Origin of the sequence: Serratia proteamaculans (genome assembly GCF_004684015.1) — a bacterium.
Classification (GTDB): Bacteria; Pseudomonadota; Gammaproteobacteria; order Enterobacterales; family Enterobacteriaceae; genus Serratia; species Serratia proteamaculans_F.
In genome coordinates, this window is record NZ_SRIA01000019.1 from 188,539 (window position 1) to 214,432 (window position 25,894).

22 protein-coding genes and 3 tRNA genes are annotated in these 25,894 nt (G+C 51.8%); 12 read left to right on the forward strand and 13 right to left on the reverse strand.

The window, feature by feature from the left end; all coding sequences use genetic code 11:
- Positions 1-77: 77 nt before the first annotated feature.
- Positions 78-362 carry a 50S ribosomal protein L25 gene (gene rplY, locus E5C26_RS16555; RefSeq protein WP_012145970.1) on the forward strand — a complete coding sequence of 95 codons (285 nt, stop codon included), beginning with the start codon at positions 78-80 and terminating at the stop codon, positions 360-362.
- An 84-nt stretch (positions 363-446) separates the two neighbouring features.
- Here rplY and yejK read toward each other — a convergent pair whose 3' ends face one another.
- Positions 447-1,457: a nucleoid-associated protein YejK gene (gene yejK, locus E5C26_RS16560; protein ID WP_130381454.1), complete on the reverse strand. Its 1,011-nt coding sequence runs from the start codon at positions 1,455-1,457 to the stop codon at positions 447-449.
- 280 nt (positions 1,458-1,737) lie between these two features.
- Here yejK and E5C26_RS16565 point away from each other — a divergent pair, with 280 nt between their 5' ends.
- The 4 genes from E5C26_RS16565 (at position 1,738) to E5C26_RS16580 (ending at position 5,621) form a co-directional block, all read left to right on the forward strand.
- Positions 1,738-1,965 carry a YejL family protein gene (locus tag E5C26_RS16565; RefSeq protein WP_017893455.1) on the forward strand — a complete coding sequence of 76 codons (228 nt, stop codon included), beginning with the start codon at positions 1,738-1,740 and terminating at the stop codon, positions 1,963-1,965.
- A 9-nt stretch (positions 1,966-1,974) separates the two neighbouring features.
- Complete coding sequence (gene yejM, locus E5C26_RS16570) at positions 1,975-3,756, forward strand: LPS biosynthesis-modulating metalloenzyme YejM (RefSeq protein WP_135317301.1); 1,782 nt, start codon at positions 1,975-1,977, stop codon at positions 3,754-3,756.
- A 78-nt stretch (positions 3,757-3,834) separates the two neighbouring features.
- Positions 3,835-3,911: transfer RNA gene (locus tag E5C26_RS16575), tRNA-Pro, on the forward strand.
- A gap of 552 nt (positions 3,912-4,463) precedes the next feature.
- Positions 4,464-5,621: an acyltransferase family protein gene (locus E5C26_RS16580; protein WP_135317302.1), complete on the forward strand. Its 1,158-nt coding sequence runs from the start codon at positions 4,464-4,466 to the stop codon at positions 5,619-5,621.
- Between the two features lie 109 nt (positions 5,622-5,730).
- Here the strand turns inward: E5C26_RS16580 and E5C26_RS16585 are convergent, their stop codons facing one another.
- The 6 genes from E5C26_RS16585 to E5C26_RS24995 all read right to left on the reverse strand — a co-directional run bounded on the left by E5C26_RS16585 (position 5,731) and on the right by E5C26_RS24995 (position 8,278).
- A complete protein-coding gene (locus E5C26_RS16585) occupies positions 5,731-5,937 on the reverse strand; it encodes a DUF2767 family protein (protein ID WP_135317303.1) in 207 nt (68 codons plus the stop codon).
- Positions 5,938-6,091: 154 nt separating this feature from the next.
- A tRNA-Thr gene (locus tag E5C26_RS16590) sits at positions 6,092-6,167 on the reverse strand.
- Between the two features lie 6 nt (positions 6,168-6,173).
- Positions 6,174-6,261: transfer RNA gene (locus E5C26_RS16595), tRNA-Ser, on the reverse strand.
- A gap of 155 nt (positions 6,262-6,416) precedes the next feature.
- On the reverse strand, positions 6,417-6,746 hold the full coding sequence (osmE, locus tag E5C26_RS16600) for an osmotically-inducible lipoprotein OsmE (protein WP_135317304.1): 330 nt from the start codon (positions 6,744-6,746) through the stop codon (positions 6,417-6,419).
- A gap of 67 nt (positions 6,747-6,813) precedes the next feature.
- Positions 6,814-7,392, reverse strand: a complete 579-nt coding sequence (locus tag E5C26_RS24990; RefSeq protein WP_409513908.1) for a PepSY domain-containing protein — start codon at positions 7,390-7,392, stop codon at positions 6,814-6,816.
- Positions 7,393-7,453: 61 nt separating this feature from the next.
- Positions 7,454-8,278, reverse strand: a complete 825-nt coding sequence (locus tag E5C26_RS24995; RefSeq protein WP_409513909.1) for a PepSY-associated TM helix domain-containing protein — start codon at positions 8,276-8,278, stop codon at positions 7,454-7,456.
- 169 nt (positions 8,279-8,447) lie between these two features.
- Between E5C26_RS24995 and E5C26_RS16610 the strand changes: the two genes are divergently transcribed.
- On the forward strand, positions 8,448-8,888 hold the full coding sequence (locus E5C26_RS16610) for a DUF2946 domain-containing protein (RefSeq protein WP_240776053.1): 441 nt from the start codon (positions 8,448-8,450) through the stop codon (positions 8,886-8,888).
- A 62-nt stretch (positions 8,889-8,950) separates the two neighbouring features.
- On the opposite strand, the gene blaSPR is transcribed toward E5C26_RS16610, so the two are convergent.
- Positions 8,951-9,841, reverse strand: a complete 891-nt coding sequence (blaSPR, locus tag E5C26_RS16615; RefSeq protein WP_135317305.1) for an SPR family subclass B3 metallo-beta-lactamase — start codon at positions 9,839-9,841, stop codon at positions 8,951-8,953.
- 80 nt (positions 9,842-9,921) lie between these two features.
- On the opposite strand from blaSPR, the gene E5C26_RS16620 reads away from it, so the two are divergent.
- The gene (locus E5C26_RS16620) at positions 9,922-10,824 is read left to right on the forward strand and encodes a LysR family transcriptional regulator (RefSeq protein WP_135317306.1); all 903 of its coding nucleotides are present in this window, start codon (positions 9,922-9,924) and stop codon (positions 10,822-10,824) included.
- Between the two features lie 6 nt (positions 10,825-10,830).
- Here the strand turns inward: E5C26_RS16620 and E5C26_RS16625 are convergent, their stop codons facing one another.
- The gene (locus E5C26_RS16625; protein WP_135317307.1) at positions 10,831-11,298 is read right to left on the reverse strand and encodes a nuclear transport factor 2 family protein; all 468 of its coding nucleotides are present in this window, start codon (positions 11,296-11,298) and stop codon (positions 10,831-10,833) included.
- 115 nt (positions 11,299-11,413) lie between these two features.
- Here E5C26_RS16625 and E5C26_RS16630 point away from each other — a divergent pair, with 115 nt between their 5' ends.
- The gene (locus E5C26_RS16630) at positions 11,414-11,992 is read left to right on the forward strand and encodes a TetR/AcrR family transcriptional regulator (protein ID WP_135317706.1); all 579 of its coding nucleotides are present in this window, start codon (positions 11,414-11,416) and stop codon (positions 11,990-11,992) included.
- On the opposite strand, the gene E5C26_RS16635 is transcribed toward E5C26_RS16630, so the two are convergent.
- Positions 11,986-12,402, reverse strand: coding sequence for a VOC family protein (locus E5C26_RS16635; RefSeq protein ID WP_135317308.1), 417 nt, complete (start codon positions 12,400-12,402; stop codon positions 11,986-11,988). The two genes, E5C26_RS16630 and E5C26_RS16635, sit on opposite strands and share 7 nt — an antisense overlap.
- Before the next feature lie 154 nt (positions 12,403-12,556).
- Complete coding sequence (locus E5C26_RS16640) at positions 12,557-13,669, reverse strand: porin OmpC (protein WP_135317309.1); 1,113 nt, start codon at positions 13,667-13,669, stop codon at positions 12,557-12,559.
- An 831-nt stretch (positions 13,670-14,500) separates the two neighbouring features.
- Here E5C26_RS16640 and E5C26_RS16645 point away from each other — a divergent pair.
- The 3 genes from E5C26_RS16645 to rcsB are packed head-to-tail and all read left to right on the forward strand — an operon-like array spanning position 14,501 to position 19,022.
- A complete protein-coding gene (locus tag E5C26_RS16645) occupies positions 14,501-15,655 on the forward strand; it encodes an MFS transporter (protein WP_135317310.1) in 1,155 nt (384 codons plus the stop codon).
- A 21-nt stretch (positions 15,656-15,676) separates the two neighbouring features.
- The gene (gene rcsD / locus E5C26_RS16650) at positions 15,677-18,379 is read left to right on the forward strand and encodes a phosphotransferase RcsD (RefSeq protein WP_135317311.1); all 2,703 of its coding nucleotides are present in this window, start codon (positions 15,677-15,679) and stop codon (positions 18,377-18,379) included.
- Complete coding sequence (rcsB, locus tag E5C26_RS16655) at positions 18,372-19,022, forward strand: response regulator transcription factor RcsB (RefSeq protein WP_004947156.1); 651 nt, start codon at positions 18,372-18,374, stop codon at positions 19,020-19,022. The genes rcsD and rcsB overlap by 8 nt, the downstream gene beginning before the upstream one ends.
- Positions 19,023-19,073: 51 nt before the next feature.
- Here rcsB and rcsC read toward each other — a convergent pair whose 3' ends face one another.
- Both rcsC and gyrA read right to left on the reverse strand, forming a co-directional pair.
- Positions 19,074-21,947 carry a two-component system sensor histidine kinase RcsC gene (gene rcsC / locus E5C26_RS16660; RefSeq protein WP_135317312.1) on the reverse strand — a complete coding sequence of 958 codons (2,874 nt, stop codon included), beginning with the start codon at positions 21,945-21,947 and terminating at the stop codon, positions 19,074-19,076.
- Between the two features lie 163 nt (positions 21,948-22,110).
- Positions 22,111-24,765 (reverse strand): DNA topoisomerase (ATP-hydrolyzing) subunit A, encoded by a 2,655-nt coding sequence (gene gyrA, locus E5C26_RS16665; protein ID WP_135317313.1) that lies wholly within the window; start codon positions 24,763-24,765, stop codon positions 22,111-22,113.
- 212 nt (positions 24,766-24,977) lie between these two features.
- Between gyrA and ubiG the strand changes: the two genes are divergently transcribed.
- On the forward strand, positions 24,978-25,703 hold the full coding sequence (gene ubiG, locus E5C26_RS16670) for a bifunctional 2-polyprenyl-6-hydroxyphenol methylase/3-demethylubiquinol 3-O-methyltransferase UbiG (RefSeq protein WP_135317314.1): 726 nt from the start codon (positions 24,978-24,980) through the stop codon (positions 25,701-25,703).
- The last annotated feature ends 191 nt before the right edge of the window (positions 25,704-25,894 follow it).

Sequence of the window (25,894 nt, forward strand, 5' to 3'; positions counted from 1 at the left end):
CCGGTGCTAAAGCAGGTTATCGAACTTGCTACTGGGTCGCCTGTAGCAGGGTAAATTTTCTTTTAAGAGAAAAAACAATGTTCACTATCAATGTAGAAGTACGTAAAGACCAGGGTAAGGGTGCGAGCCGCCGCCTGCGTATTGCCAACAAATTCCCAGCTATCGTTTACGGTGGCGAAGAAGCTCCAGTTTCCATCGAACTGGACCATGATTCTGTTAAGAACATGGAATCCAAACCAGAATTCTACAGCGAAGCAGTAACTCTGGTTATCGACGGTAAAGAAACCAAAGTGAAAGTTCAGGCTGTACAGCGTCACCCGTTCAAGCCGAAACTGGCTCACATCGACTTCCGTCGCGTTTAATCGCAACGAAATCGAACCTTTCGGGACGCCGAAGTAGAAAACGCCGCAATTGCGGCGTTTTTTATTGTCTGCGATCCGGTGAAATTACTTATTGCCGCTGTTCAAACGACGTTGCAACTGGTCGCGCAGGTTTGGCGGAGTCCCTCTGATGGTTAGCGTATCGGTAGCCGCATCCCAGAAAATTCGTTCCCCCAACAGCATCGCATCAAAGTTCATGCTGATGCCACCACCGCTGCCGGCAAACTTGGTCAACTGACGCAGCGTGCCACGATCGGCCGGGAAGCTGTCTTCCAGTTGATAACCCTGCTCGCTGGAAAACTGCAAAAAATCTTTCTCGCCCACGGGCGCGATCTCTTTCGACAATTCCTGCAGTTCAATTTCTTCGCCGGCCTGCAGCTGTTCGTTGCAATAGCTGTAAACCTGCTGACGTACCGACTGGCGCTCATTTTTGTCCAGTTGGGCATCGGCGCAGTAATCGTCAACCGCCTGCAGCAAGCCCCGGTTTTGTGCCTTGGTATCCAGCCCTTCGGCCGCCGCCAGGAAATCCATAAAGAAATCGGACACCTTACGGCCCACCCGCCCTTTCAGGAACGTCAGGTAACGGGTCGACTCCGGATTGGTTTCCCACTCGGTCAGATCGATGCGCGCCACGATATCGGCGTGGTTGATATCCAGATAATGGGTGGTGTTGATATCCAGCTCTTCGTTAACGCGCGAACTGTTGCGGCTATTGAGCACCGCAATCAGCAAATACTCCACCGCCAGGTAGCGGTACTGACCAAACAGCACCACGCCGCCTTCGGCAAAGGGGTACTTGGCCAGCTCATCGCGCAGGCGACCGGTCGCCGCACGGCTGAAGGCCAGAAAGTCCTTATCTTCCTTACGGCAGGTACGCAACGCATCCGCCAGCTCACTGCCTTCATTGAACAGGCCGTAAGCCTTACTCTTGGCGCTATAGACACGATGCAGCTCTTCCATCATCTCTTCCACCGCGGCATTGGTGGGCAGCAGTGAATCGCGCAGCACCACGTCCAACGTTTGCTCATCGCGTTTGACCAACTGGTGCAGAGCGATCTGGTCGATATCCAGACTCATGGTAAATCCTCCTGTTCTTTGAGCGCGTATTCAATCACTGAAGGCCCCAGCCTGCAACTTTAAAGCAGCGCTTACATCACCAGAGATCTATAAATTTCCAGCTCCCATATACTGTGTAAATAGTTGGAAGAACCGATGGATTTCAGGCAAGGTGCCGGGAGCTGCACGTACAACCCGCTACGCTGCGGTTTGAAAGACAAAGGGAATCGATAAAAGAGCGGAAAATCACTGTCCTATACGGTAAGATATGGGACTTTGTCAGGCTTTGAGCGCAATTTTTATGCCACAATCATCCCGTTACAGTGACGAACACGTTGAACAGCTGCTCTCCGAGCTGGTTAATGTTCTGGAAAAACACCATACTCCCACCGATCTTTCTCTGATGGTGCTGGGCAACATGGTAACTAATCTGATCAATACCAGTGTGGCTCCCGCGCAGCGGAAAACATTGGCAAAATCGTTTGCAGAAGCTCTGCAAGCTTCTATTCGTGAAGATAAAGCGCATTAATAATTAATTATGGTGACAAACCGTCAGCGTTATCGTGAAAAAGTCTCCCAGATGATTAGCTGGGGGCACTGGTTCGCCTTATTCAATATCCTGCTTGCCCTCGGGCTGGGTAGCCGCTACCTGTTTGTCACCGACTGGCCCTCTTCCCTGTTGGGCCGGGTTTATGCGCTGGTCAGCCTGTTGGGGCATTTCAGCTTTATCGTTTTCGCCGGCTATCTGTTGGTGATTTTCCCGCTCACCTTTGTGGTGATGTCACAGCGGCTGTTGCGATTTATTTCCGCCGCCCTGGCCACCGCCGGGCTAACGCTATTGCTGGTAGACAGTGAAGTGTTCACGCATTTCCACCTTCACCTTAACCCGGTGGTGTGGGAACTGGTGATCAACCCGGATCAAAGCGAGCTGGCGCGCGACTGGCAGTTGATGTTCATCTGCGTGCCGGTTATCTTCCTGGTGGAAATGCTGTTTGGTACCTGGAGCTGGCAAAAGCTGCGCAGTCTGAACCGTCAACGGTTCGGTAAGCCGCTGGCCGCCCTGTTTATCAGTGCCTTTTTCGCCTCGCACCTGATTTATATCTGGGCCGACGCCAACTTCTACCGCCCGATCACCATGCAGCGGGCCAACCTGCCGTTGTCGTACCCGATGACCGCACGTAAATTCCTTGAGAAACACGGCCTGCTCGATTCTCAGGAATATGAACGCCGTCTGGTGCAGCAAGGTAACCCGGAAGCCGTTGCGGTGGAATACCCGTTGAACGATCTTAGCTACAGCGACAAAGGCAGCGGCTATAACCTGCTGATGATCGTGGTGGACGGCGTTCGCGAGCAGGATATGAAACAGGATATGCCTGCCCTGACCCGTTTCGCGCAGGAAAATGTTCGCTTCAGCGATCACTACAGCTCCGGTAATCATGCGGATACCGGCCTGTTTGGCCTGTTCTATGGCATTTCACCTACTTATCTGGACAGCGTTCTCGCCGCGCGCAAACCTTCTGCTCTGGTCAGTGCGCTCAGCGCCCAGGGTTATCAGTTTGGTTTGTTCTCGTCTGACGGCTTTAACGCCAGCCTGTATCGCCAGGCGCTGTTGACCGACTTCACACTGCCGGCAGCAAAACAGCAAAATGATGCGGCGACCACGCAACAATGGCAACGCTGGTTGGCTGACCAAAACAGTAACGCCCCGTGGTTCTCCTATATCAATTTCCGTGGCGCTGAACCTGCGGCCAATGAGAAAACACCAGCCCCGAGCGATTTTATTCAGCGCTACCGCGCTGGTGCGCAGGATGTGGATGCGCAAATTGCTCAGGTGCTCAGCACGCTGAAAGAACGTGGTGTTCTGGATAAAACCGTAGTGGTGATAACCGCAGAACACGGCGTTGAATTTAATGATACCGGCAAAGGCTACTGGGGAGCGGGTACCAGCTTTAACCAGCAACAGCTGCAGGTACCGCTGGTTATCCACTGGCCGGGTACTCCGGCGCAGACCATCAATAAACTGACCGGTCATAACGACGTGATGCGTACGCTGATGCAGCGTTTATTGCACGTGAAAACCAACCCTAATGATTATTCACAAGGTGAAGACCTGTTTACCGCCCAGCGCAGGAATAACTGGGTCGCTACCGGCGACAACAGCCTGTTAGTGATCACCACTCCTACGCAAACCCTGGTGTTGGATAGCGGCGGTAACTACCGTGCGTACGATAAGAACGACAAAGAGATCAAAGACGAGAAGCCACAGCTGGCCCTGCTGTTGCAGGTATTGACCGATGTGAAACGCTTTATCGCCAACTAACTGCTTAAAATACAACCAGTCAGTTAGGGGAGCTCTTGATTTGAGATTGAGAACGGGTAGTATAATTTGCTATAGCATCGGCATGTAGCGCAGCTTGGTAGCGCACCGTCATGGGGTGTCGGGGGTCGGAGGTTCAAATCCTCTCATGCCGACCAAAAATCCTTAGAGAAACCAACCCTTTGCGGTTGGTTTTTTTATGCCTTAAACTCGACATTCACCCGTGATTGAGTTTTTCCCCTGGGGGCAAATGTCGGAACTTTGCGGAATAACACCCAAGATTGACCCCAAAGAGCCTGTACATCCAGATAGGGTTAAAATAACCAAAAGAAACAATACCCTTTTCATCCAACACTCCTTATCTTTTCGCTATCTGGTTATATCTCATTCAGCACTCACTGTCTTGCAACAAACTGGCAGTTTTCGTGAAAATGTCGGCAGACATGGGCATGATTATCTTTGCTAAAGGTTTGCAAGATAACCTCATATCGATAAAATTATAAAGACCTACTTTTTACAGGTTTTAGGCATGTAAACGAATTAAACACGTCCGCCCCTAAAAGCACCTCAAACCAGTACCATAATCAATCCCACATTCAGATTTTACCCTAGTAACCATTCTAAATTGGCCTGCTATACTGAAAAACTAACAAAAAATTCACCTGCATAGGGATAAATGTTAATGAAACACTGTTCTGAGGGGCTTATCAATGCAACCTGTTAAAAAGTGGTCGCAGGAGTTGGAGGGGCTACGTGGTCTGGCTTCTCTTTGGGTTGTTTTAGGTCATATCTGTATTTTAACCAGTTTTCATTTTCCGATCCTTTCCGACCCGGCAATCGGCGTTGATTTGTTCATTTTGCTTTCTGGCTACCTGATGGCAAAAAACTATGTAGAGCGAAAAGAGAAGGAGCCCTGGACTGACGGCGCAACCTTTAAGAAGTTTTGGCTACGCCGCTTCTTCCGAATTGCACCGCTTTATTATGTCCTCCTGATCTTGGCCATTGGATTTGGCAGCTACTTCGGTGAGGCACGCAGCGTCATTGGTCACTTCTACAGTGAAACTCAAACCAACAGTTCGCGTTACAGTGATTCTTCATTATTAAACGTCTTTACTCACCTAACCTTTATGTTTGGTTTCCTGCCAAGCTTCTCATTTAATACCGTGTTGCCTGACTGGAGCATCGGCCTGGAAATGCAGTTTTATTTTCTGTTTCCCTTCATTATGCTAGCCGTGATGAGGCTGGGTTTTGCCCGCGCCTGCTTCGCAGTGCTTCTACTGTGTGTCATTGCCAAACAACTGTTGCCAAAATACTTCTCGTCATTCCCCATGCCCTCAATGATCCTGATAAAACTGCATTTGTTCATCGCCGGCATGTTTATTTCTGAAGCCATACGCAGCAAGACCCTCAGATACGCGGCTTTTGCTTTAACTTCGGCTTTCATCAGCATTTACATGCAAGACAGTTTCAACAAAATCCGTTTCCTTGCTGAGATTGGTATGATTGTAATGATGGTGGTGATCCTCTGGCCACAGGTTGAAGGAGGTCTCTGGATCAAGATGTTGCGTTTTCCACGTTGGATACTAACGAACAAGATCAGTGTTCTGATGGGTGATGTTTCTTACTCCGTGTATTTACTCCATCTGTTAATCGTACTTCCCGTCATCGCATTTCTGCTGTCAAATACCCAATTTGCAGAGCTGTCCGCTGTAATGCGATTTATCGCTGCATCTGCCATCATTCTCCCTATCACTTACGGGATCGCAGCGTTGCTGTATAAATTTATCGAAAAACCCGGGATTCAGTTGGGTAAACATCTGATCAATCGCGGCGAGGCAAAAAAATCCAGCCCTGCCGTTATGGACTAGCTTGGGAATATAAGTCTGTATCCTTTATCAACCCGGCATTTCTCGCCGGGTTTTTTAATGACGCAAATTCAGCCCTGCCCATCAAGCTACAGCAATCAACCTCAAGCGCTTATCGCTCCAGCCATTCGACGGCCAGTATACGTGCCTCATCCAGACTGACATCCCTGCCTTCTCTGGTGATTGCCGTTTTCAACACATCAATGATATCGGCCTTTTCCGTGCTGCGTTCTTCATTAATTAACACCAAAACCGCATCACCTATCACCGTACATATGCCGATATACAAAGCTTTTGAATCTTCGAAGCCGCTGCCCATAACTACCTCCGGTTGCAATTTATGCAGATTAACATCTTGCGCCTGACAATGCCCTTACAAGGCCCGGTCGGCGCGGGCGGAAAACGAAAAACCCCAGCGATCGTTAAGATTGCTGGGGTTCGTAGACGGGATTAAGCGTCTGTACAACTCTATATGGTGCCGGCTACCGGAGTCGAACTGGTGACCTACTGATTACAAGTCAGTTGCTCTACCTACTGAGCTAAGCCGGCTAAATTTGGCGGAAGGACAGAGATTCGAACTCTGGGAGCTGTTACACTCGACGGTTTTCAAGACCGTTGCCTTAAACCACTCGGCCATCCTTCCAATGGGCGCAGATATTAGCGCTACCGTTATGAAATGTCTATCGTTTCATGCAAAAAAAAGCAGGAAAAAGTGCGTTTGGTTAAACTTCATGCCACTAGCGGTTAAAAAATGAAAAACCCCGCCAAAGCGGGGCTGAATTGTTTGCGTAACAGCCGTTATTTAGGCTGAGAGTCGTAGTCTGAACAGGTCTGATAACCTTTGTTCATTACATGACCCGTGTCGTTGTAGCTGACAAAATAGGTTTGTACTTTCCCGTCACGTGGCGCCACCGCGTAGGTGTCGCAGGTACCCTGCGCATGAACCAGAGTAGCTGTAGTTGACGGTGGTCCGGCAATTGCCCGTACCTGCTGTTTGGTCATCCCCACTTTTACGTCACTGACCACAGGCTCATCTACGTAACTGGCGGCCCGGTCATAAGCCGTACAACCAGCAAGAAGGGTGAAAGTCGCTGCGGTGCAAATAGCTAAAACCAACTTGTTCGTCATGGTTTGTCCTCTTGGAGTACGTTTGTTGTACTCTAAGTCTAGAAGAGCGAAGGCTTTTCTACAAATTTCACTTTGTCGATAGATGCGCTTCACGTCGCCTTACCACCAGACACCAAAACCAATCGCACAGTAAAAATGCCAACAAACTGACGCCCATCATCGGCAAACAGAACCCCAGCAGCAATGTGAGGCTGACAATCAGTAGCAGTGGCCCTTTGGGTGTTTTACGCAGCAACATACAGGGTGACCGCAGCGGTTTGCGCCCCCCTCGCGTTGTGCGGCCACGCCACCACATCAGGTATCCCATGACGACCATCGATACCAGGCCGGCGGCAAAGACCACCAGCACCAGTTCATTGGCCAGGCCAAACAGCACCCCCATATGCAGATCAATGCCCCAACGGGTCAATTTTGCCGCCAGCGGGTAGTGTTCGAAGCTAACGCGACTGACGATCGCCATGGTCGCAGGGTTGATGGCCACGGCGTCAACCTGTGTCGGCCAACGGCGATCAATTTCCATCACTGCCCAGGCCTGCCCCGCCGTCGCTGGCTGCTTGATTTCAACCTTCGCGGCATCGATACCGGCCTGTCGTGTTTCAGCCAGTACCTTGTCATATATCGCGGCATCCTGAGGAGGTTCCGCCATGGCCATCGGCATCCTATGCCCTTGATGTTCCGCATGTTCGCCCACGGGCAGTGCGTCCTGTTTACCCAATGCCGTCGACAGCGAAGGGGTCGCCCACGGGCAGTGCGTCCTGTTTACCCAATGCCGTCGACAGCGAAGGGGTCGCCCAGCCCAACTGCTGGCGCAACACGCTGATATTCTCACCGGCCCACTGTGACCAGGTCAGCCCGGTGGCGGAAAAAAACAGCAGACCAATGAACAACAGCACGCCGCTCTTCTCATGCAGCCAACGCAAACTGCCACGAACTCCTGTCACCTGCTTGCGCTTGCGAGCCCCCCAGAGGATTAACCCGCCAAGCGCCGCAACCCACAGCCAGGACGCAGCCAGTTCACTGTAGTTGCGCCCGATGTCCCCCAACAACAGGCTGCGGTGGAATTGATCCAGCCAGGTTCGCAACGGCAATACACCGCTGGTACCATAAACCACCATGGCACCGTGCGTTTGCGCCGTTACCGGATCGACAAACACCGCGACACGTTCTGAATCCTGCAGCCCGGAAACGTTAAATAACACCCGGGTATTTTCGCCTTCGGCTGCGGACGGCCGCACCGCCGAAAGTCTGGCTTTTAACGGGGCAACCGCCTGAGCGGCAATGATTTGCTGCTTTAATGGCAGTGCCGGCCCGGTGCTGCCGTTATACAACTGCTGAGCATACAGGCGAGATTCAATTTGCGGTGTCAGGGCATAAAATATGCCGCTCAATGCTGCAACAAGTAAAAACGGCCCGACAAACAGTCCAATATAAAAATGAATCCGCATCATCAACGGAATAAACCAGCTGCGGGTAGTGACCTGCTGATTAATATTCTGCGCAGCGGCAGGCAGCACAGAAATGCGTTCTGACATAATATGTCATCCGTGGTCAAAAGGAATATCTGCGGAATTTACCCGATTTATATTCATTTAACAAACAGATTTCTTCTCTGTTTAGCTTAATTCTCATTAATGTTACAATAGCGGTACAATCGCCGACATTATCATTCCTTTACTCCCTGACTTTGGAAGACGCCCGCTGGTGAAACTGTCAATTCAACATATGCGTACACTCGCCTGGCTGGGCCTGTTCGCTATGCTGATGATTTTCATCGCACCGCCCATCTCTACACGGCTCGAAATAAATAATATTAATAACAAAGAGATGATGGCGAACATGCCAATGGGCGAGGAGCACGCCGGACCTATGGTGACAATGCACCCTGTGGCAGAAAATACCACGCCTGCAGGCCATAACATGGCAGATATGGCGGCAGGCGCCTGTTTTGATTTTTGCGGTTACTGTGGCCTGTTTAACCATACCCCGCCGTTAGTCGAGTTACCGGCAGTTGCAGTAACACACGATCTTCAACGTGCTCCTACACTTATTTCTGTCATTTATAAAGTTATTTCCTTCCCCCTATTTCCACCTTATCAAACTCGAGCCCCACCCTTACTTTACTTCTTTGTTAAGCAGCTCTAATTTTTATGCCTTATTTATTTTGGCAGGATTAATTACGCCTAAAGTAAATAACCGGGATGATTTTAATTACCTTGTTTTATTAACTGATCCTCAAATATTTGTTGTGATTGTGCCACATAGCGCTGTAATCCCTGACGATCAACAAAAGCATCCAGATCGCCTGCTTGTAGCCGTGCCATTTTATTTTCCAGCCCAAAGCGTGTTCCCTTGTTGGCGATAAAAATATCCGCCCGCTGCTGCGCCAGGCGGAGGAAGCTGCCGCGCATATCCTCGACCAGATTTGGGTAGTTCTTGTTATCAATCAGGTAGTAATCCGGCGTTGCCAGACTGTCTGCGTACACCAGCCGGTAGCTTTGCCCCCCCTGATGCAGCGTCGTCAGCCATGAAGTGGCTCCCGGCAAATGGCCCGGCGTCATCAGGGCCGTTAACTTTAGCCCGCCCAGAGTAATGCTGTCCCCCTCTCCAACAATAATGTCGGCCTTCACTGGCGGGAAGCTCAATGCATCTCCCAGAGCGAAATCCTGCTTACCCCCCAATGCCAGTTGCTTTGCATTGGCAGCACTGGCGACAACCTTTGCCCCACTCCAGGCTTTGATGCGTGCAATCCCCCCCGCCTGATCAAGACGTGCATGACTGTTGAGGATATAGCGCAGATCCTTGATGTTGAAACCCAATGCTTCAATGTGTGCTCTTATTGTCGGAGCGCTGGCATCCAACGCGGCATCGATCAGAATCAAGCCTTCCGGCGTACTCAGCAGCACAGATGAAAGGTTACGGGTACCAACGTAATAAACATGCGGGAACATTTGGAATGGTGCGACCGGCTGCGCCCACTGTTCAAACAATGAATACGGCGGCGCGCTGGATAACGGTTGTGCCGGGTTAAGCTGTGCCTGAGCGTTGAAACACAGTCCAAGCGTCATAGCCGCCAGATAACCAATATTTTTCTTCATAATCCAATTCTATGGAGGTAAACGGGGGCTGAAGTATACTCAGCGTAATATTGAAAGGTATTCAATTAAAAAGGTCATAAATGAATATTTTGCAAATGGACATGAATCTGCTGAAAGTGCTCTACCTGTTGACCAGTACCGGTTCCAGTCAGAAAACGGCTGACAGGCTGGGTATCAGCACCTCGGCAGTCAGCCATGCGTTGGCTCGCCTGCGTGAAGTACTGGATGAGCCTTTATTTCGCCGTGAAGGGCATCGCCAGGTACCTACTCTGTTTGCCTTGTCGCTTAAAGAAAAACTGACGCCGTTGTTCTCTTCGCTGGACAGTGAATTGTTTGGCCACGTGCAAAATGCACCGCGCTATTTCACGCTGGTCGCACCGCCGGCACTACATCCCATCCTGGTGCCATTGCTGGCACAAAAAAGCACTCTTGCCAATGCAGATATCCGATGCCTGAACTTTGAGCGCCGCTCCTGGCGTAATGAACTGCTGGAAGGAAGTATTGATATGGTGATCGCGGTCGGCGACCATCAACAGCGCACCAGCGCACTGCGCTATGAACTCATTGGCAGTACTCGCCTGGTTGCGGTATTCGGGCTGCCACTGCACCAGGCGTTGCAGCACAAGAATGGGTTGACCTTCCGCGAACTGGCAGAGTATGCGCACTATTACTGTCACCCCTGGCCACAGGCGGAAAATGAGCTTGATCGCCAGTTGGAGCGTCAGGGGTTACAGCGCAGGATCCAGCTCAGCTGCGCTGATTATGCCCAGCTGCCGTCAGCGTTACGGGCAGCTCCTCTGATGGCTGTCGTTCCGCTCCCCTGGTTCAGCGCACAACCAGATAAACAGGGGTTATACACCCTGCCCATCCTGGACAATCTGGCGATTGGCCATCTGTTTTCGCACTATCGACAGGGAGAAGTAGAGTGGAAAAAACGGTTGATCTCCACGCTTCATGCACAACTGCGGCCCTATTATCAGTAACGACCATTAGAAGCCGAATTCACTCAGCGCCGCAATATCATCCGGGCGGCGGCCAAGCGGCCAGTGGAATTTCCGGTCCTGTTCACGGATCGGCATGTCGTTGATGCAGGCGTGCCGGTTAATCATCAGACCGTCCGGGTTAAACTCCCAATTCTCGTTGCCAAAACTACGGTACCAGTTGCCCGAGTCATCACGCCATTCATAGGCAAAACGCACCGCGATACGCGCCCCATCAAACGCCCATGACTCTTTAATCAGCCGGTACTCCAGTTCTTTAGCCCATTTACGCTGCAAGAATGCGCATACGGCCTCACGACCATCAACAAACTCAGCCCGATTACGCCAGTGGGTATCCACGGAATAGACCTGCGAGACTCGTTCTGGATCGCGGCTGTTCCAGGCATCTTCCGCCAGACGGACTTTCTCAATCGCCGACTCACGGGTAAATGGTGGGAGTGGGGGTTTAATACTCATAGATCACCTCTGCTGGGTTATAATCAAGTAGACAGATTTGTCTACATAATTAAGCTAGCGCATGTAGACAGAGTTGTCTACAATCATTCCAGACGATATTTCAGGAGATGTTTTGATGACTGTTGCCGCCAACACTCTGCCGCCACGGCAGCGCATCCTGCTGACAGCCCACGATTTATTTTACCGCGATGGCATACGCGCGACCGGCATCGATCGCATCATCAGCGAATCAGGCGTAGCCAAGGTCACGTTTTATCGTCATTTCCCCAGTAAAAATGAACTGATAGAAGCGTTTCTGGCCTACCGCCACGATCGGTGGCTGAGCTGGTTCAGCCGTTCTCTGGAGCAGCATGTCGCACAGTCAGGGGATGCTATGCTCGCTTTGGTGCCCTGCCTTGAGGAGTGGTTCAGCAGTCCGCATTTTCGCGGCTGTGCTTTTATCAATACGGTGGTGGAGCTGGCGGATATGTTGCCCGAGAGCCTAATAATCGCGTGCCGGCATAAGGAGCAGATGGCCGAAGTTATTGCCAGCCACCTGCCTGCGAGCCCTGAACGTGTACAGCGGGCGGAGATGCTGTCGATGCTGATCGACGGAGCCATCGTCAAGGTACAAATTGAACAGCAAGCCCAGAATACGCTGCTGCTGCTGAGTGAAATGCTAAAAACTTTGGCTGCCGCCTGGAAACATCAGTAATTAGCCCAGATCCCCGGCGTCACCAGCTCGAGCAAATGATGGTCGGGATCGCGGAAATAAATACTCTCGCCACCGTGATCCCAGCTCATGCGCCCTTCTATCTCTATGCCATGTGCCACCAGCTGTTGTTCCCAATGAGGCAGTTGTTCTTTGGCAACTGCCAGCCCAATATGCAGCGGACCGCTGCCGTCGTGCGGAGGGATATAACCTTCCGGATACTGTGCCCCTTTGACCGAGTCGCCTTCAATAAACAGCAGTAATACGCTTTGCTGGCCCACGTCATAGGCGCGAAAACGCTCGTTGGCCACCATCACCGGCAGCTTTAATACCTGCTGATAAAAAGCCGCAGCCCGCTCGATATCCTTGACGTACAGTACCGTTTCAATCACCCGATCTATCTTGAGTTCCATATTAACCTCCTGATTTCTCTCTACGGCGCAAGTTTAGGTAAAGCTCAGTACACCAGAATGGCAATCCGTGCCGCGAAAATGCCAATTTGTGCCAAACCGCAGGCAAAAAAAAACGCGGCCCGAAGGCCGCGCGATCGCGTTCACACTCTGTTGCTTAGAACTGGTAAACCAGGCCCACGGCAACCACGTTGTCGGTGTTGATACCGGCAGACTTGGTGAAGTCGTTTTCGTCCAGCAGGTTGATTTTGTAGTCAACGTAGGTAGACATGTTTTTGTTGAAGTAGTAGGTTGCGCCCACATCAACATACTTCATCAGATCCTGATCGCCGTAACCGCGTTCGATGTCTTTGCCTTTGGACTGCAGGTAAGCCACGGAAGGACGCAGACCGAAGTCGAACTGGTACTGCGCGACGATTTCCATGTTTTGCGCTTTGTTGGCGTAACCGTAAGTGCTGCTGTTGCTGCTGCCGAAGCGGGTTGCGTTGTAAGACTGAGTATACATCGCTGCCAGGTAGACGTTGTTGGCGTCATATTTCAGACCGCCGCTGTAGGCCTCTGCCTTGTCACCACGGCCCAGAATGCCGGCGTTGTTATTGCCGTTCTGATCGTTGGTACGGTCGGAAGAGAAGTAAGCCGCAGCAGCGCTGATGCCATAGCCCAGATCGTAAGACGCGGACATGCCGTAACCGTCACCGTTCTGCGCCAACACGTCACGACCGTTGTTGGATTCGGTAGCGCTGTCGTTTTTGCCTTGGTATTGCAGAGCAAAGTTAAGGCCGTCAACCAGACCAAAGAAGTCTGAGTTACGGTAAGTCAGTACACCGTTGGTACGCTGGAACATGAAGTTGTCCGCACCGTAGGTATCGCCACCGAACTCTGGCAGTACGTCAGTCCATGCGCCGATGTCGTACAGCACGCCGTAGTTACGGCCGTAATCCAATGAACCGTAATCGCCGAATTTCAGACCTGCAAAGCCAACACGGGTGAAGTTTTTGTTGTCATCACTTTCTGCGTGGTTGAGGTTTGCCTGATATTCCCACTCACCGTAGCCGGTCAGTTGGTCACTGATTTGCGTTTCGCCGCGCAGGCCAAAACGCATATAAGACATGTCACCATCGGAACCTTTATCATCGGAGAAATAGTGAAGACCATCGATTTTACCGAACAAATCCAGTTTATTACCGTCTTTGTTGTAGATTTCCGCCGCGCCTGCTGTGCCTGCAACCAGCAGTGCGGGTACCATCAAAGCGAGTACTCGAAGTTTCATCGTTATTATCCTCGTTAATTATGTCGAGCTATGGCCACTGCCCTTTTGAGCATTATTAGCACGACTGTGCATTACCATTCTGGTAACAAGGGTTATATTAATCCAGAAAGAAAATGATACCAAGTATCCGATAGTGTTTCACCATGATTAATAAAGGTTTCAAAATGTAAATTTGCGCGAACTTCCACAAAACATTACAGACAGCCAAAATAAGGCACACAATGACAAAAAATACATTTATAGATATAAAATCATGCAGTTATACAAATCTTTAAGAAAAAAAAGACAGCCATACAAAAGTCATACTCAATAAGCACATTGTGCCAAAATATTCTCATAACGCTGACGTTATAATAATCCCGCTATCATCATTATTTTCATTATTACCTTCATTATCTGTAAGATAATTTTTGTACACTTCGACCGGCTTATGGCCGGTTTTTTATTGCCTGAAACCCTTCCCACAATTCACCATAATGCGCACTTTTTGCCAAAAAATAATCACGCAAAGATATTATCCCCACAATTAACTTTCGCACTAATTGCTAATTTACTAACCTATATCAGGCTACGGATTAATCGTTTTAATTAGAAAATGGTTTTATTGCTAAAGTGCCTGCGACTTGGGCCGGCATTCTGTTCTATGCCACAATATTGGTCGCCCCCTCTATTTTGATAGTCTGGGCAAATATCCATAATCCCTTACTCAAGTCATTACCTTGTGACCAGAACCGCGGGCGAGCGCAAATCCTTTCGACCCGGATCGCAGATTGTGATAAAAACACTCCATAACTTTCAGTCCGCATTTCCACAATAGATCCTGATGCCCACATGACATCCACCTTGTGTAATGAACAGCAGAAACCCGGCGTCCCGGCACAGGTCGCCACGCGTTTGGCCTTTTTTGTCGCCGGCTTCAGCATGGCCGCCTGGGCTCCCCTGGTCCCCTTCGCCAAAGCGCGTATTGGTATTGACGACGGCTCCTTGGGTCTGCTGTTGCTGTGCATTGGCGCAGGTTCGATGTTGGCGATGCCGCTTACCGGCTTCCTGACCGGCAGGTTGGGCTGTCGCCCGGTGATCCTGCTTGCCGGGCTGGCACTGTGTATTGATTTACCCCTGCTGGTCCTGATGGACAGCACCACCGGTATGGCACTGGCGCTACTGCTGTTTGGCGCGGCAATCGGCATGATCGATGTGTCGATGAACATACAGGCGGTAGTGGTCGAGCGCGCCAGCGGCAAGGCAATGATGTCCGGCTTTCACGGTTTCTTCAGCGTTGGCGGCATTGCCGGTGCCGGTGGCGTTAGTGTGATGCTGTGGCTGGGGCTGTCACCTTTGCTGGCAACATGGGTCGCCGTACTGACCATTGCCGCACTATTGATGCTGGCCAGTCGCAACTTGCTGCGTGAAAGCGGCGGTGAAGAAGGTGGGCCGATGTTTGTGCTGCCACGCGGTTGGGTGATGTTCATTGGCATCCTGTGCTTCATCATGTTCCTGGCAGAAGGTTCGATGCTCGACTGGAGTGCCCTGTTTCTCACCACTCTGCGAGGCGTCGACCACAGCCAGGCCGGATTAGGCTACGCGCTGTTCTCCATCACCATGACCCTGGGTCGACTGAACGGCGATCGGGTGGTGAATACGCTGGGCAGATATAAGGTGTTGCTGCTGGGCAGCCTGTGCGCGGCCATTGGCCTGAGCCTGGCCATTATCTTCAACAACGCCATGGTTTCACTGATTGGTTTTATGCTGGTGGGTCTCGGCGCTTCCAACGTGGTACCGATCCTGTTCAGTGCCGCTGGCAATCAGCATGATATGCCGGCTAACCTGGCCATCGCTTCAGTGACTACCGTAGGCTACGCCGGCATTCTCGCCGGACCGGCGCTAATTGGCTTTATCGCCCAGTTCTCCAGCCTGACGGCGGCTTTTGCCTGCGTTGCAGTATTACTTCTGGCAGTCACCGCCAGCGCCCGGGCGATAACCCGTTGATTCAGGAATGCGCAGTCAACTATGCAAAATAAACAACTGACCATCAGCTCAAGCAATATTACCCGCTGCTTCCTGCTATTTTCCGTGCTGCTGACGATTGCCATCGGCCTGTACGGCTACAACTATACCAACGCCTGGCTGGCGGAAAAAAAATACGCCCTGAACGGCATCGCCAACGGCCTGCAAAAGCGCATCGACAACTACCGTTACGTCACCTATCAGATTTATGACAAATTCGGCAACGCGCCTTCATTGAATGTCGATCCCAGCCTGCAGGAAACCCGGTTGCGCCCGGACGTTTATTACCTGGAGAAACCGCATAAAAAAACCGACGCGGTTATTTTTGGCAGTCATGAAGAAGGCACCCTGGCGATGATCGCCAATATTTCAGACTATCTGGATACCCGCTGGGGGGCCAAGACTGAAAATTACGCCATGTATTACCTCAACGGTCAGGATAACAGCCTGAGCCTAATCACCACCCAGCCGCTAAAAGAGCTGGCCTCCCGTTTCAAGGAAAGCTATCTGACGACCTCGGCAGAGGATCGCCGGGCGGAAATGCTGCAACAGGCCAATATGCTCGACGAGCGTGAAAGTTTCTCTGCCTTACGCAAACAGCGCTTCCAGAACACCTATTCGTTTTCAATCCGCACCACCTTTAACCAACCGGGGCATTTGGCCACGGTGATCGCCTTCGATCTGCCGATTAACGACATCATCCCCATTAATATGGCGCGGTCCAACTTTATGCTGCTGCCTGACGATAGCAGCATGGACGACGGTACCCTGCCGTTGGATACCGCGACCAGCACTGGCATCTCGATGAGCGGTAGTTGGGTGGAGTTCAGCGCCCCTCTGCCTAACGCGCCACTGAAAGTGGTTTATCGTGTTTCTGCTATCAGCCTGGCGATTGACCTGCTGCGGAACAATATCTGGCTGATCGCCATCAATCTGTTGCTGTTGGCGCTGTCATTGGTGGGCATTTACTTTATCCGTCGCCAATATATCCGCCCAAGCGAGAACATGGCGGTTGAGCTGGAAGCCGAACGTGCGCTAAATCAGGAAATCATCGCCAGCCTGCCTTCAGGCCTGCTGGTGTACAACTTCGCCAGCAATACGGTCATCGCCAGTAATAAGATCGCTCAGCATCTGCTGCCGCATCTCAGCCTGCAAAAAATAGCCCATATGGCCGAACAGCATCACGGCGTGATTCAGGCGACGGTAAACAACGAAGTGTATGAGATCCGCATCTTCCGCAGCCAACTGTCGCCGGAAACCTACCTGTTCCTGCTCAACGATCAGGACAAGGAAGTGATGGTAAATAAACGTTTGCAGCAGGCACAGCGCGAGTACGACAAGAACGTGCAGGCACGCAAACTGATGCTGCATAATCTGGGCATTGAGCTGAACCAACCAGTTCGCCAAATGCACGATCTGGTCGATCGTCTGCGCACGCAAGCGGACGAAGAACAACAGCAAGCGCTGCAAAAACAACTGGCGGTTCAATCGTCAACGGTGCTGGGGCTGATTGAAAATATCACCCTGCTCACCCGGTTGGAAACCCAGGATTGGCAGCCTTCGCGTCACCCCTTCAGCCCATCGGCCCTGATAGATGAATTACTGCAGGAAGCCCTGCCGTCCATCAATCAAAAAGGCCTGTCGTTGTTCAACCATTTTCATCTTGACGTTGAACAGCAATATATCGGCGATGCCAACGCACTGCGCAAGGTGATCTCGCTGCTGGTGCATTACGCCATTATCACTACCGCCTGCGGAAAGATTTCGCTGGTGATCGATCATGAGACCGATCACCCCGATCGCCTGGTATTCCATATCAATGACACCGGTTCAGGCATTTCCAACGAAGAAATCAGCAACCTGAATTACCCGTTCCTCAGCCAAACGCTGGTGGACCGCTTTGATCATGGCTCCGGCCTCACCTTCTTCCTGTGTAATCAACTGTGCAAAAAACTCAATGGCCAGTTGGATATCCGCAGCAAGATAGATATCGGCACCCGCTACACCATCCGCGTCCCTATGGAGATGGAGAAAAAAGAGACGGAAGCGCAGGAAAAACTGCTCGACGATGTGACCGCCTTGCTGGACATTACTTCTGAGGAAATACGGAGCATTGTCACCCGCCTGCTGCATGCCTATGGCGCGAGTTGCATCGTTGCTGACGAACGTCAGATTAATCGCGACTACGACGTCTTGTTGACCGATAACCCGCAAAGAGCAGATGATTACACCCTGCTGCTGACCAGCGATGAGGCTGGATGGCAACAGCTTGAAAAACGGTATATTCGGGTAAACTATAACCTGAGTGGTGCGATGATCGACGCCGTATTGATGCTGATTGAGCAGCAAATGGCCGCATTGGAACAGCAGGAAAGTGCATTATCACTGACCGCAGATGACATCCAACTCTATGAAAAACAATTGAAATCAAGTGATTACTATGGCCTATTTATTGATACAGTACCCGACGATGTCAAAAAACTGTATACTGAGGCGGGCAGCAGTGATTTCCATGCTCTGTCACAGACAGCACACCGCCTGAAAGGCGTGTTTGCCATGTTAAATCTGCTTCCCGGCAAGCAACTGTGTGAATCGTTAGAACAGCACATCGCAGACGGTGATGCGCTCAAGATCGAGAATAACATCAGTCAGATTGATTTTTTCGTCAGTAGACTGCTGCAGCAAGGTAGCCAACAACATGAATAACCTGAACGTAATTATTGCTGATGACCATCCTATCGTACTGTTTGGCATCCGGAAGTCACTTGAGCAAATTGAATGGGTGAATGTCGTTGGGGAGTTTGAAGACTCAACAGCACTGATCAACAATCTGTCCAAACTGGATGCAAACGTCCTGATCACCGACCTTTCGATGCCAGGTGATAAGTATGGCGACGGCATTACGCTGATCAAATACATCAAACGCCATTATCCGCAGTTGTCGATCATCGTTCTGACCATGAACAACAATCCGGCCATTCTTAGCGCCGTGTTGGATCTGGATATCGAAGGCATAGTGTTGAAACAGGGTGCGCCGACCGACCTGCCGAAAGCGCTGGCCGCATTGCAGAAAGGCAAAAAGTTCACGCCGGAAAGCGTCTCCAAACTGTTGGAGAGGATCAGCGCCAGTGGTTACGGTGACAAGCGTCTGTCACCAAAAGAGAGCGAAGTACTGCGCCTGTTCGCCGAGGGTTTCCTGGTGACAGAGATCGCCAAGAAGCTCAACCGCAGCATCAAAACCATCAGTAGCCAGAAGAAATCGGCGATGATGAAGTTGGGTGTTGAGAACGATATTGCACTGCTTAACTACCTCTCTTCTGTCAGCATGGCACCGCTGGACAAAGAATAAAATCCCCGGTAGTTAACAGAGGGCGCGGCATTATGCCGCGCCCTTTTGCTTTCAGACGTCTTCAGACTCAGCACGCATGCGACGAACCTGTTGGCTGTAATAGCCTAATGTCTGTTCCAACGTTTCCAGGGTCACCGGCTTCGACAGGCAGTTATCCATCCCGGCCTCAATACAGCGCTGTTTTTCTTCCGCCAGGGCATTCGCCGTCACGCCGATTACCGGCGCGGTAAAATGCAACTGGCGCAGGCGCTGGGTCAAACGGTAGCCATCCATATTAGGCATGTTGACGTCGGTCAGCACGATATCGACGGTATTGCGATTCAATACGTCGAGCGCATCAACCCCATCATTGGCCGTCACCACCTGATAGCCCAGTGAGCCAAGCTGGTCGGACAACAACCGGCGGTTAATCGGATGGTCATCCACCACCAGCAAATGAATGTCCCCGTTGTCTACCCTGTTGGCCTTGGCCGGCAACGGCAATTGCATCAGAGCATTACCGCTTTCATCACGGGTACCAAACAAGCGGTTGAGCAGCGCCAGGGTTTCACGCGGCGTCGAGGTACTGTGCATCCAATAGCCCGGCCGGGTTTCCTGTGACGGGCCAATATGTTCGATAGAGAACTGGATCTGCGCCAGCAGCGGTGTATTAACCATCAGCGGGTGATCGCTTAGCATCACATCCCCTGCTGCGGTATCCTGCCCCTGATGACGCAGTACCGTAGCGCCATAGCCGCCAAGGATCTCCATCAGATAACTTTCCAACCGCTGGTTGCGGATATCCAGCCACAGAGTTTTACCTTGCCAGGTATCACTGGGCTGCGGGATCGGAAATTGAGCGTTAAACAACGGAATGCGAATGGTGAACAGACTGCCTAATCCCGGCTCGGACTCAACGGCAATATCGCCGTCCATCATGTTGATCAGCTTTTCACAAATCGCCAACCCCAACCCGGTGCCCTGGAAATGGCGTTGCACGCCGCTGCCTACCTGGAAAAACGGATCGAACAGGCGGGTAATTTCTTTCTCCGGGATGCCGACCCCAGTATCACGAACGCTGAACTCCAGATAGCTGCCGCGCGTACACACCTGCAAAATGATGCAGCCGGTATCGGTGAACTTAATCGCGTTGTTCAACAAATTGGACAGTACCTGCTGCAACCGTACCGGATCGCCGGAAATGCGCTCCGGAACATTCTGTTCGATAAAGCAGTACAACCCTAACCGCTTCTTCACCACCAGCGGCAAATAGTTGCCGGCAATGTGGGTGATGACTTCCAGGCAGGAGAACTCGCGCGGTTCAATCTTCAGTTGCTCGGATTCGATTTTAGAGAAGTCCAGAATGTCGCTGATGATCTTCAGCAACAGTCCGGACGAGTTGTTCATCGCATTGACCAGTCGATCAACGCCCTGCGGTAACGCCTTGGTCTGCAATAAATCGAGGTTACCAATGATGCCATACAGCGGCGTACGCAACTCATGGCTGACGGTCGCCAGGAACATCGATTTGGATTGGCTGGCCTGCTCCGCCGCCGCCGCCATCTCTTGTAACGACTCTTCCATTTTTACGCGGGCACTGACGTCAACCAACACACAGATCGCCACGTCCTCGTTACGGTAACGGGAATGAACAAAGCTGATTTGCAGGTTATTGTTATTACTGGTCATCACATCGACAAAGTTCACCTGCTGCTCGCAGATGATGCGTGTAATGCGGTCACGATCTTCATGGGTCAACAGGTTAATGTAGTTGTGCGCCAGCTCGTTACTCAGAATGTTGGTACCGTCGCTGATGCGCAGAATACAAATACCCACCGGTGCCGAGGCGACAATTTTGCGGTTGAACTGTTCATGCTCCTCCAGCCGGAAGGCGTTATCCTCTGCCGGCAGGAACATTTTGCGCTCAAACAGCCAGGCCAGGCTGAACAACACTATGGCGGACAACATATTCAGCAGCACCGCATTGAGGATCAGCATCCTGAAGCGTTCAACCACCGTTTTCACCGGCACAGAATAAACAATACTGAGCGATGACGGCGGCAGCGCTTTTTTCATGATCAGGTCGCGGTAATTATCAACATAGCCAAAGTAAGCCGGCTCGTCCGGATAGCTGTTGGGGGCGTGTACATCTCGCTCATCATCTGCCAGCCTCAGTATCGGTTGGTTATTCTCATCCAACAGGGTTACGCCGGTCGGCAAGCTGCCTGCGGTGACAAAGTCCTCCAGACGGATGGTTTGTTCAATACCCAGCAACGCCTCCAGCTTGTTACCAATATAGATTGGCGTCAGTACATACAGATAACCGACATCCGGACGCTGCTGACTTGGGCTGATCCAGTACAGATTATTGTCTTTGTCCTGATTCTTGGCATTACGGTATTTGAGGATGCGTTCATGCAGAGTTTTCAGCGCGTCGGCCCGATTGGCTACACCGCTGCTACTGCTGCCAAACTCCGCCATGCACAGACTATCGCCGTCGATGAAAAACACCCGATTGAGATCGTAGGCCGCGACGAAGTTCTCTTTCCAATACTGGATCAACCCACTCAAAGAATTGAGCGAGCTGCGGTAGGTGGTATTCAGTGAGCAACTGGACTCTGGATACAGCGGTACAAACTCCAGCGGACTGTTCTTGCCGGGAAAGATACCGCTAAACATGTCCATGCTGCTGACTGAGCCGTTAAGGCGGTTTTCCGCCATGTATTTGATATCACGCATGATATCGGCCGAATGACGGATATAACCCTGCGCCTGATCGAAATTCAGATTGTAGTCCTGCCGGATTTCAGACTCTTTCTGGTGCAGGATATTCAGGATATAGAAGGTGGTGAGCAACGCCCCCAACGACCACAACATGATCGCCAGCACCCGGAACAAATAGCGGGATATCTTTAACGTGGTGCGAAAAGAAGCTAAATATTTCAATCGGATACCATACGAATGTCAGTGGCGACCAGCGCGTTCATGTCAGAGCCGGGATCTCTGGCTTGGGTCCGGCAATTAAACCATAGAACTGAAAAAGGGCCTAGCATCGCTGCCAGGCCCTTATTACCTCAGTGCGATAGGGGCATGTGCCAGCCCCTATGGCTTAGGCGTTGTCTTCTTCCGCGTCGTCTGGCGCTTCGGAATCATCGCCTTCGTCCAGCGGTGCAGAGTCTTCTTCTGCAACTTCAACTTCCGCACCTGGTTCGAGGCTGTCCAGCTCTTCGTCTTCCACCGGCTCGGCAACACGCTGCAGACCGACGACGTTCTCATCTTCCGCAGTACGGATCAGCGTAACACCCTGGGTATTACGACCCACCACGCTGACTTCCGATACGCGGGTACGCACCAGCGTGCCAGCATCGGTAATCATCATGATCTGATCGGTGGTATCCACCTGAACCGCACCCACTACCTGACCATTACGCTCGCTCACCTTAATGGAGATAACCCCCTGGGTAGCGCGTGACTTGGTCGGATACTCGGTGACTGCAGTACGTTTACCGTAGCCGTTCTGGGTGACGGTCAGAATATCGCCTTCACCACGTGGCACAATCAGGGAAATAACGCTGTCGCCTTCACCCAGGTTGATACCGCGTACGCCGGTGGCAGTACGACCCATAGAACGCACCTGCGTTTCCGGGAAGCGCACAACTTTACCGTTGGCAGAGAACAGCATGACTTCATTACTGCCGTCGGTCAGGTCAACACCAATCAGCTCGTCACCCTCATTGAGGTTAACGGCGATGATGCCGGCGCTACGTGGGCGGCTAAAATCGGTCAGTGCGGTTTTCTTCACGGTGCCGCTGGCGGTAGCCATAAACACGTGACGCCCTTCTTCATACTCGCGTACCGGCAGAATGGCGGTAATACGCTCATTGGCTTCCAACGGCAACAAGTTGACGATTGGACGGCCGCGCGCGCCACGGCTGGCTTCAGGCAGTTGGTACACCTTCATCCAGTACAGGCGGCCACGGCTGGAGAAGCACAGGATCGTATCGTGGGTGTTGGCCACCAACAGACGATCAATAAAGTCTTCTTCTTTAATCCGTGCCGCTGACTTGCCTTTACCACCACGGCGTTGCGCTTCATAGTCGGTCAGTGGCTGATACTTCACATAGCCCTGGTGCGACAGCGTAACAACCACGTCTTCCTGGTTGATCAGGTCTTCGATATTGATATCTGAAGTATTGGCGGTGATCTCGGTGCGGCGACCATCGTTGTACTGCTCTTTGATTGCCACCAACTCTTCGCGGATCACTTCCATCAGACGGTCTGGGTTTTCCAGAATAAAGATCAGCGCGGCAATCGCCGTCAGCAGCTCTTTATATTCGTCCAACAGCTTTTCATGCTCCAGGCCGGTCAGTTTCTGCAGACGCAGATCCAGAATTGCCTGTGCCTGCTGCTCGGTCAGATGGTATTTACCGTCGCGGATACCGAACTCCGGCTCCAGCCACTCAGGGCGAGCGGCGTCGTCACCGGCGCGCTCCAGCATCGCAGCCACATTACCCAGATCCCAGGCTTGAGCCACCAACGCGGCTTTCGCTTCCGCAGGGGTTGGCGCACGGCGGATCATTTCGATAATCGGATCGATATTCGCCAATGCGATGGCCAGCGCTTCCAGGATATGGGCGCGATCGCGGGCTTTACGCAGTTCGAAGATGGTACGGCGAGTCACCACTTCACGACGGTGACGAACAAACGCCTGCAGAATGTCTTTCAGGTTCAGCAGCTTCGGCTGGCCCTGATGCAATGCCACCATGTTGATGCCGAAAGTAACCTGCAGTTGAGTCAACGAATACAGGTTGTTCAGTACCACTTCGCCGACCGCGTCGCGTTTGATTTCAATCACGATGCGCATACCGTCTTTGTCGGACTCGTCACGCAGCGCGCTGATGCCTTCCACGCGTTTTTCTTTGACCAGCTCGGCGATCTTCTCGATCAACCGCGCCTTGTTCACCTGATACGGGATCTCGTGAACAATAATGGTTTCGCGACCGGTTTTGGCATCGGCTTCTACTTCAGCGCGTGCGCGTAAATAGATTTTGCCGCGTCCGGTGCGGTAAGCCTCTTCAATGCCGCGACGGCCGTTGATGATCGCCGCAGTCGGGAAGTCCGGCCCCGGGATGTGTTCCATCAGGCCTTCGATGCTGATGTTTTCATCATCGATATAGGCCAGGCAGCCGTTGATAACCTCTGACAGGTTATGCGGCGGAATGTTGGTGGCCATACCCACGGCGATACCCGACGAACCGTTTACCAGCAGGTTCGGGATCTTGGTTGGCATGACGGCTGGGATCTGCTCGGTGCCATCGTAGTTAGGTACGAAGTCGACGGTTTCTTTTTCCAGATCCGCCAGCAGTTCGTGAGCAATTTTGGACATGCGCACTTCGGTATAACGCATCGCCGCGGCGGAGTCGCCATCGACAGAACCGAAATTACCCTGACCGTCCACCAGCATATAACGCAGTGAAAACGGTTGAGCCATACGCACGATGGTGTCGTAAACCGCGCTGTCACCGTGTGGGTGATATTTACCGATTACGTCCCCAACGACACGGGCCGATTTCTTGTATGGTTTATTCCAGTCGTTACCCAATACACTCATCGCGAACAAAACGCGACGGTGCACCGGCTTCAGTCCATCACGAACATCTGGCAGCGCACGTCCGACAATTACGGACATCGCGTAGTCCAGATACGAGTTTTTCAACTCGTCTTCGATGTTTACCGGTGTGATTTCTCTGGCAAGGTCGCTCATGGAGCTGCTATCCCTCTACTAATGATTCATCTGCCCGCTGCCATAGTGGCAAAGGTGTAAAACTATATCACAAAGCACGCTTTACGGGAAAATAACCGCCGCTGTTTAACTTAAATTGTGCATATATGTGCGGTAAAAATGCATCGACGCAGACGGTGCCGCGCCGGAACATGTATAATCCGCGCAACGAGAACCAGGAGCCAAAAACGCCCATGAATGCAGAATCATCCAGCCAAGCGCAAAACGTAGACCATCATGAAATCGCCAAGTTCGAGGCTGTGGCCTCACGCTGGTGGGATTTGGAAGGTGAATTCAAGCCGCTGCACCGTATCAACCCGCTGCGTCTGAACTACATCCTGCAGCGTGCCGGCGGCATTTTTGACAAGACCGTACTCGACGTTGGCTGCGGCGGCGGCATTTTGGCGGAAAGCATGGCGCGCGAAGGCGCACAGGTCACCGGGCTGGACATGGGTGCCGAACCGCTGCAGGTTGCCCGGTTGCACGCACTGGAAACCGGCGTGAATGTGACTTACATCCAGGAAACGGTAGAAAGCCATGCGCAGGCCAACCCGCAACGCTATGACGTAGTGACCTGCATGGAAATGCTGGAGCACGTTCCCGATCCGGCCTCGGTGGTACGCGCCTGCGCTCACCTGGTCAAACCGGGTGGGCACGTGTTTTTCTCCACCATTAACCGTAATACCAAAGCCTGGCTGATGGCGGTGGTCGGTGCGGAATATATTCTGAAGATGGTGCCACAGGGCACCCATGACCATAAGAAGTTCATCCGCCCTTCTGAGCTGATCGGTTGGGTTGACGGCACGCCACTGCGCGAAAAGCATATGATTGGCCTGCATTACAACCCAATCACCGACCATTTCAAGCTTGGCCGCAACGTTGATGTGAACTATATGGTACATACCCAGCACGAAGGCTGAGCCTGCCAAACCACGCCGGGACTGGCTTGCCAGTTCCGGTACGCCGATAACATTAAGATAAATACCCAATTTTTCCGCTTTCGATCAAAATCGTCGTTGTAAACAGTTTTTAAGAATATTAAATCAGATCAATATGCCGTTTTTTTCTAACGTTTAATAAAGCGGCAAACGATCACGTTTTTCTGATTCTA